Here is a 7452-nt window from a genome sequence, read left to right as displayed (position 1 = left end):
GAACCGCCTTGGCCCGGGTCTGCTCGTCGTACTTGCTCGGCATGACTGCCACCTTCCCAACGAAGGAGGTGTGCATCAAACCCGGGGTGGTTCATGGTGAACTCGTGCTGTGGTGGGTTGACCCACGAGTGTGTGGGTTGGCCAGCCGCGTGCGCTTGGCAAACCCACGTTCTAGTGGGTCAACCCACCAGAACGCGTGCGGTCGGGATGGGGGAGAGCGCCCACCTCGGGGTTGCCGGCGCAGACGCGACCCGCTCGCGGATCGCGTTGTCGTAGTCGTAGGCGGCGACCGTGGTGGCGCCTTGGACGAACGGCTTAGTTGAACACCCATGTGGACACAGATCACATCCGTGTCGTCACTTCCTGTGCACGGCACGGGAAATACTTCACCAGCAACTTTTGGTCCAGGAGCGGTACGACCCAATGAACGGAGCCTGAGTCTTCAGGAGGTGTTCATGTCGCGGTGTGCTGAACCGTTTAGGTTCAAGCGCATGATCACGACGCGACGGACCCTGCTGAAGGCCGGTGCGCTGGGAGCCGGCCTGGCCGCGACCCCAGGCCTCTCGATCGCCGCCCGGCCGCGGCGGACGAGGGTGCTGCTGGCAACGAACGAGCCGTGGGGGACGTACCACGCGCAGCCGTTGCTCGCGGAGGCCGCGCGGCGCGGCTGGGAGCTGGTGCAACTGGTCCCGGATCTGTCGCAGATCACGCCGACCGATCCGGTCCCGGTCGCGACGCTGGACGACATACCGCGGGCTGATCTGCTGGTCGTCAACGGCGCTTCGGACTGGCCGGCAGATTGTGCGGCTGCGTTGAAGCGGATGCCGTTGGTGGCCAGTTCGCTGGCGTACCTGAACCCGGTGGAGGCGCCACGGGCCAAGGAGTTCCGCTCGCGTCTGGAGCTGGTGACGGCCGCGTCTCCGGCCGAGTCCGAGGTGTTCGCGGCGTACCTGGGCTGGAAGCGCCAGCGGGTGCGCATGGTGGGGTCACCGCAGACCGACGATCTGCCGGACTACACGCCGCAGGCGGACCGCGTGCTGGTGCTGACGAGCGTGACCCACCCGGATCAGACCGGCAACGCCGCGCCCGGGACGCAACTGCTGCTCGACTCGGCGGCGAAGCTGGAGGCGGCGGGCAAGCACATCGTCGTCGGCCTGCACCCGCGCGAGGACCCGACGCTGTGGGACCAGTACGAGATCAGCCCACTCGGCTCGATCCCCGCCTCGGCCACCGCGGAGTGTGCGGTCGGCATCCCCGGGACCGTGTTCCCGATCGTGGCGGCGGTCGGCGTACCGCTGGTCGGTTGTGTGGACCCGAAGCTCCAGGTCCCGGGCTACATCCTCGACGTCTGCTCGTCGACGATCGACCGTCCGGAGCAGGCCGAGGACGCCGTCGAGAACGCGCGCCCGGCGAGCCGGGGTGCCGTCTTCGCCGCCGTCGGTCCCATCGGAGGCTCGGCCCGTCGCCTGTACTCCGCCTGGAACACGGCGGTTCGGAGCACGACGCGCGGCCTGAGCGTTGCGGGCGGTTGACCTCCAGTCGGCTTGAGGTGGTTGCATCCGGCGCATGACTTTCACCGGACAGCACGTTCTCGTCACCGGAGCCGGCCGCGACACCGGCCGGAAGCTCGCTCTCGCCTTCGCGGCGGCCGGGGCTGAGGTCCTCGTCACCGCCCGGACCAAGGCCGCGGCGGACGAGACCGTCGACGTCATCCGCGCCGCCGGTGGTACGGCGACCTCCGCCGTACTTGACCTCGCCGACCCGGCGTCGATCGATGCTCTCCACGTCGATCGTCTCGACATCCTGGTGAACAGCGGTGCCCGCTACCTGGGCGCAGTCGCGAACCCGGCCGACATCGCCGACACGATCGCCGGGGTGGCGACCGGGACCGTGCTGCTCACCGAGCGGATGCTGCCGCTGCTGCGAGCCTCCGAGCGCCCGGACATCGTCAACCTGGTCTCCGCAACGGGGGAGCCCGGACAGCATCGCTCGGCCGCCCACGCGGCGTACTACGCCGCGAAGCATGCCCAGGCCGGGTACGCCGAGATCCTGTCCGAGCGGTTGCGGCCCGAGGGGATCCGAGTGATCTCGCTGTTCCCACCGGATTTCGTCCAGGACGGACCCCGGGAGACCGGCGCCACCCTGACCGCGCAATCAGTGGTCGACTGCGTGATGTTCGGGGTCGGTCAGTCGCGCGACTGTTTCATCCGAGCATTCCACTTCGAGCAGCTAGCTCCTCAGCCGTGATCAGATCTGTGTGGGTGCCGCGGGAGCCGCAGGCCCAGGCGCCGGCGATCGATCCGGCGACGGCGGCGTCGTACCAGCCGACGCCGTCGAGCCAGCGGGCCAGGAACGCCGCGACGTAGGCGTCGCCGGCGCCGTTGGTGTCGACGACGGGCCGGTCGGGGAGCTCGATCGCCGGGACGTGCTGTGGCGGCCGGTCGGTGAAGTGCAGGTAGCTGCCGTCGGCCCCGGCCATCGCGACCACGATCCGGGCGCGGCCCTTCGCGAGGATCCAGTCGACCGCGTCCAGCGTGAGCGCGCTGGTCGAGACGAAGACGATGTCCGCGGCGGTGGCGAAGTCCTTGTGGTAGTCGTTGCGGCCGTCCCAGTCGTGCAGGTCGGTCGAGATCGAGCAGCCCCAGGCGAGCGCGTCGGGCAGCGCCTGCCGGGCGAAGTCCATGATCGACACGTGGACGTGCTCGGCCTGGGCGCAGCTCGTCCGCCACAGGTCCGGGTCGACCTGCAGTCCGGCCGGGTGGCGTCCGTCGTACAGCGCCAGGCGCCGGCAGTCCGGGGTGACGAGGTTGACCGAACGGCGGGTGCCACTGGGGTGGAACGCGACGTGCAGTGGCACCCGGAGGTCGTCGTACAGCTTGCGGATCCGGTAGCCCTCTTCGTCGTCGCCGATCACGTCCGCGAGCCCGGTCCGCAGCCCGAGCAGGTGGCATCCGAGCGCGACGCCGTGACCGGTGTGGCCGACGTACGACTCGACCGGCTCGACGTGGATCGTCTCCACGTCGTCCAGGGGCAGCCCGGGCACGCGAACGATCGTGTCGATCCCGACCCCGCCGATCACAAACACATCCAGCTCCACCCGTCCCGTATACCCGACTTTCGCCCGCGATCACAGGTGTCTTTCAGGAGCTGAACACACTCATTGCTTGATCGGCGCGCCGGTCTTGGCCTGGAGTTCGTCGAAGGTGACGCCGTCGGCGAGCTCGACCAGCCGCAGACCGTCCTCGGTGATGTCCAGTACGGCGAGGTCGGTGATGATCCGATTGACCACGCCACGCCCGGTGTAGGGCAGGTCGCACTCCTCGAGGATCTTGTGCGAGCCGTCCTTGGCGACGTGTTCCATCAGCACGATCACCTTCTTGGCGCCGTGCACCAGGTCCATCGCGCCGCCCATGCCCTTGACCATCTTGCCGGGGATCATCCAGTTCGACAGATCGCCCTTGGCCGAGACCTGCATGGCGCCCAGGATGGCCGCGTCGATCGCACCGCCGCGGATCATCCCGAACGACAGCGACGAGTCGAAGAACGAGGCGCCCGGCAGCGTCGTCACGGTCTCCTTGCCGGCGTTGATCAGGTCCGGGTCCTCGTCGCCCTCGACCGGGTACGGCCCGACGCCGAGGATGCCGTTCTCGCTCTGCAGGACGACGGTGACGCCGTCCGGGATGTAGTTCGGGACCAGCGTCGGCAGGCCGATGCCGAGGTTCACGTACGAGCCGTCCTCGAGCTCGGAGGCGGCGCGGGCGGCCATCTGCTCACGGGTGAGTGGCATCTCAGGCCTCCAGCTTCTCGCGCGCGGCCTCGTACGCCTCGCGGGGTTGGACGGTGCGCTTCTCGATCCGCTTCTCGATGTTCTTGCCGACCGCAACTACCCGCTGGACGTAGACACCGGGCAGATGGATCTCGTCCGGGTCCAGCTCACCAGGCTGGACCAGCTCCTCGACAGAGGCGATGGTGACCCGGCCGGCCATCGCGGCCAGCGGGTTGAAGTTGCGCGCGCTGCGGTCGAAGACGAGGTTGCCGTGGGTGTCGCCCTTCAGCGCGTGCACCAGCCCGAAGTCGGTGGTGATCGAGTCCTCCAGCACGTACGTCGTACCGTCGATCTCGCGGGTCTCCTTCGGCTCCGAGGCCTTCGCGACCGAGCCGTCCGGGTTGTACCTCTGCGGCAGCCCGCCGTCGGCGACCTGGGTGCCGACCCCGGCCAGGGTGAAGAACGCGGCGATCCCGCAGCCACCGGCCCGCAGCTTCTCGGCCAGAGTGCCCTGCGGGGTCAGCTCGACCTCGAGCTCACCGGTCAGGAACTGCCGGGCGAACTCCTTGTTCTCCCCGACGTACGACGATGTCATCTTGGCGATCCGCTTGTCCGCGAGCAGGATGCCCAGGCCCCAGTCGTCCACGCCGCAGTTGTTCGAGACCACGCTGAGCCCGCTCACCCCCTTGTCGTGCAGGGCGGTGATCAGCTCCATCGGGTTGCCGCACAGCCCGAAGCCGCCGACCGCGAGGCTCGCGCCGTCGCCGATGTCGTCGACCGCGGCCTGCGGTGAGTCGTACGTCTTGTCCATCAGGCTGCTCCGTTGCATGTCTGAGCTGGGTCGTTCCCGACTCTAACCAGCAGGGGACGACTCCCGCGATGTGGCCGCGACCACAGATGTGCCGCCGTACCACCCGGACATGTGGTCGGGTGCTATGCGGATGCCTCGGAGGCGTTCAGTACGGCGAGCTCGTGCGCCGCCTCGAAGTGGGCGTCCTCCAACTCCGGGAACACGAGGACGGCCGAGAGGTGGGTTCGGGCGGCCGGGAGGTTGCCGCACAGGCGCTCGGTGCGGGCCAGGCCTATGCGGGCCGCAGCGGCGGTCTCGGGGAGGTCTGCACGCTCACTGACGTCCAGAGCCTGGCTGTAGTCGTCCCGCGCGTCTTCCAGCTTGCCGAGGCGTCGATAGAGGTCACCGCGCTGACACAGCAGTACGCCGACCTCCTCGTCCAGGCCGAGTTGCTCCGCAAGAGCCAGAGACTCCGTGGTCAGGTCCAGAGGCTCGTCCACGGTCTGCCGGAGCGCGCCGACCGCCAGGAACATCCCCCAAGCGTCGTCGAGCATCCGGAACCGCCCCAGCGCCGTTCGCAGCGCTTGAGCCGCCTCATCCGGAGTCTCCGCCGTCAGGCCCGGATACCCGCGGCAGAGCTCGACGGCGGCCCGCGCCCAGGCGTCACCGCCCTCGTTCCGCTCCAGCACCTCTTCGACCAGCTCGGCCGACTCGAATGGTCCGAACACCAGTGACCACAGCAGCACGGTCACGGAGTACCGGAAGGGTCCGGTCGTCGCCGCCACGATCTGCTGGGCCAGCTCCAGCTGCTCCTGCTCGGCCGACGCAGCGCCGTGCAGCACAGCGAGCAGGTACTCCTCGTCCAGCCCGACCGGCACGCTCCGTCCGAGCATGCTGAGCACCCGCTCCGCGGCCGCAGCGGCCTCGTCCTGGAGCCCGCGCGACCACCAGTAGGCCGAGTACCGGGCGACCAGCCGGAGGGCGGTGCGCAGGTCGCTCTCGCAAGCGCGCTCGATCGCGCTGACGACCTGGTCTGCCTCAAGGCTGTGCAGACCGCCTGAGCCCCCTGAGTTCACGTACCTGATTGTCCCTCGCGGGTGGTAACCCGACGTCACCGGGTCAGAAGCGCAGTACTCCCCAGCGCGCCGGGAGGTGCATGTCCTCGACGTACTGCGGTGACCAGACCCAGAACTCCAGATCGGATCCCTTCACGTACGCCCCGTCCACCACCTCGTGCGGCCACTGGCAGCGCATCAGGTTCATCCGCCACTCGTCGCCCGCGTTCGGTGGGGTTGCCCGGCCGGCGTTGTACGACGCCAGGTCGGCCCACGGTACGGCGAGCTCCACCGACCACCCGGTGTCGGTGTCGGACGGGTCGTTGACCGTGCCGTCGACGTGGATCGCGGTGCGCAGACCGGGCAGGTTCGTCGGGTCCACCGGTACGCCGCCGTCGACGTACGGCTTCGGCAGGGTCAGCTCCCAGATCGTGCCGAGCGGGTTGATCTCGAACTCGTAGTAGTTCTGCCCGTCGCCGTCCGGGTCGAGGAACAGCTCGAAGTTGTTCTCGTGGAAGAGCTTGGTGTTCTTCTCCCGCATCGTCGACCACACGTGCGGCTCCTCGAGCAGCCCGCCGACGTACAGGTACTCGTCGTCGTACATCAGCTTGGCCCGGGACTGGTATCGCGGCGCCGGGCCGGATCCGGTGATCGGCACGAAGTCGGTGGTCCACGGCGCGACGTCCCAGGCGGGATCGGTGAGGGTGCCGTCGAGGTTCGGCGCGGCCGGCGTCCGCGGGCAGTCGTAGACGGGCAGGTCAGGCATCAGCACGCTCCAGCAGTCGGGCGACGAGATTGGCGAGCAGGAAGGTGATCGTGGTCAGCGCTGGGACGATCGCCAGTGTCCACGGCGACGACAGGTTCCCGGACAGGAACGCGATCACGAGGATCAGCATGAACGCGACCCCGAGGAAGGCGATCAGCCGGGCATGCGGCAGCGCGAGCCGGCTGAGGGCGAGACCACCGAGGACGATGGTCACCACCACGATCAGCACCAGCAGCGGGAAGCCCAGCGGGCCGCAGTTCGTGGTGTCGCGGAACCGTTCGCAGCCGCGCTCACTCAGCCACACCAGCCCGACCGTCGCGAACCCGCACAGTAGCCCGACGACCGCCACGATCAGCAGCGGCGGCAACGGCGGGGCGTCGTACCGGTCCTCGTCGTCTTCGGAGCTCATTGCGGCAGGTTATCGGGATCAGCCGGCCCCCAGGGAGTGGGCGATCGCATCGCGCACCTCGGCATCCGTCGGCGTGGGTACGCCGCGCTCGGCGGCGAGCTCGGCCAGGGAGACCATCGTGACGTCGTGCAGCCCGCAACTCGTGAATGTGTGAAAGACGTTCATGGCGGGATCCACATTGACCGAGAACCCGTGGCTGGTCACACCCCGGCGGATCCGCATCCCGATCGAACAGAGCTTGCGGTGGTCCTCGGTCCACACGCCGACCAGGCTGCTCGCGCCCTTCGGCGTCTCCCGCCGGACCAGCGGGAACCCGAGCGAGCCGAGCGCCTCGATCAACCCGTTCTCGAGCCAGCGCACGATGTCCACCGGCCCACGCTGTTTGAGGTCGATCACCAGGTACCCGACGAGTTGCCCGGGCCCGTGGTACGTCGCGAAGCCGCCGCGGTCGACAGCCACCGACGGGATCGCGGCCGCCTCCGCGGGCAGGTCGTCCAGCGACGTCCGCGGTCCGTAGGTGATCACCGGCGGATGGCTGAGCAGGAACAGCCGGTCCTCGGCCGTGCCCTCCACCCGCTCCTCGACCCAGTCGCGCATCTCCTTCGCGGCGACCTCGTAGTCCACTTCGCCCAGATCCACTCGCTGCATGTCTTTCAGCGTACGTTT

9 protein-coding genes are annotated in these 7452 nt (G+C 68.8%); 2 read left to right on the top strand and 7 right to left on the bottom strand.

Annotated features, from left to right (window positions below):
* Positions 1 to 491: 491 nt before the first annotated feature.
* Complete coding sequence (locus tag AB0I34_RS10645) at positions 492 to 1532, top strand: hypothetical protein (RefSeq protein WP_360442798.1); 1041 nt, start codon at positions 492 to 494, stop codon at positions 1530 to 1532.
* A 34-nt stretch (positions 1533 to 1566) separates the two neighbouring features.
* Positions 1567 to 2247 carry an SDR family NAD(P)-dependent oxidoreductase gene (locus AB0I34_RS10640; RefSeq protein ID WP_360442795.1) on the top strand — a complete coding sequence of 227 codons (681 nt, stop codon included), beginning with the start codon at positions 1567 to 1569 and terminating at the stop codon, positions 2245 to 2247.
* Here AB0I34_RS10640 and AB0I34_RS10635 read toward each other — a convergent pair.
* The 7 genes from AB0I34_RS10635 to lipB form a co-directional block, all read right to left on the bottom strand.
* Positions 2204 to 3097, bottom strand: a complete 894-nt coding sequence (locus tag AB0I34_RS10635; protein ID WP_360442792.1) for a carbohydrate kinase family protein — start codon at positions 3095 to 3097, stop codon at positions 2204 to 2206. The genes AB0I34_RS10640 and AB0I34_RS10635 overlap by 44 nt on opposite strands.
* A gap of 60 nt (positions 3098 to 3157) precedes the next feature.
* Positions 3158 to 3787, bottom strand: a complete 630-nt coding sequence (locus AB0I34_RS10630) for a CoA transferase subunit B (RefSeq protein ID WP_131361416.1) — start codon at positions 3785 to 3787, stop codon at positions 3158 to 3160.
* Position 3788: 1 nt separating this feature from the next.
* Entirely contained in the window at positions 3789 to 4577 is a 789-nt protein-coding gene (locus AB0I34_RS10625) for a CoA transferase subunit A (protein ID WP_360442788.1), read from the bottom strand.
* Between the two features lie 122 nt (positions 4578 to 4699).
* Positions 4700 to 5632, bottom strand: a complete 933-nt coding sequence (locus tag AB0I34_RS10620; RefSeq protein WP_360442785.1) for a tetratricopeptide repeat protein — start codon at positions 5630 to 5632, stop codon at positions 4700 to 4702.
* Between the two features lie 43 nt (positions 5633 to 5675).
* A complete protein-coding gene (locus AB0I34_RS10615) occupies positions 5676 to 6377 on the bottom strand; it encodes a carbohydrate-binding family 9-like protein (RefSeq protein ID WP_360442782.1) in 702 nt (233 codons plus the stop codon).
* Positions 6370 to 6786 carry a hypothetical protein gene (locus tag AB0I34_RS10610; RefSeq protein WP_360442779.1) on the bottom strand — a complete coding sequence of 139 codons (417 nt, stop codon included), beginning with the start codon at positions 6784 to 6786 and terminating at the stop codon, positions 6370 to 6372. The genes AB0I34_RS10615 and AB0I34_RS10610 overlap by 8 nt, the downstream gene beginning before the upstream one ends.
* 18 nt (positions 6787 to 6804) lie before the next feature.
* Positions 6805 to 7434, bottom strand: a complete 630-nt coding sequence (gene lipB, locus AB0I34_RS10605) for a lipoyl(octanoyl) transferase LipB (protein ID WP_360442776.1) — start codon at positions 7432 to 7434, stop codon at positions 6805 to 6807.
* Between the last annotated feature and the right edge of the window lie 18 nt (positions 7435 to 7452).

The sequence above is a fragment of the Kribbella sp. NPDC050281 genome (assembly GCF_040655855.1).
Classification (GTDB): domain Bacteria; phylum Actinomycetota; class Actinomycetes; order Propionibacteriales; family Kribbellaceae; genus Kribbella.
This window is presented reverse-complemented; position numbering and strand designations above follow the sequence as displayed.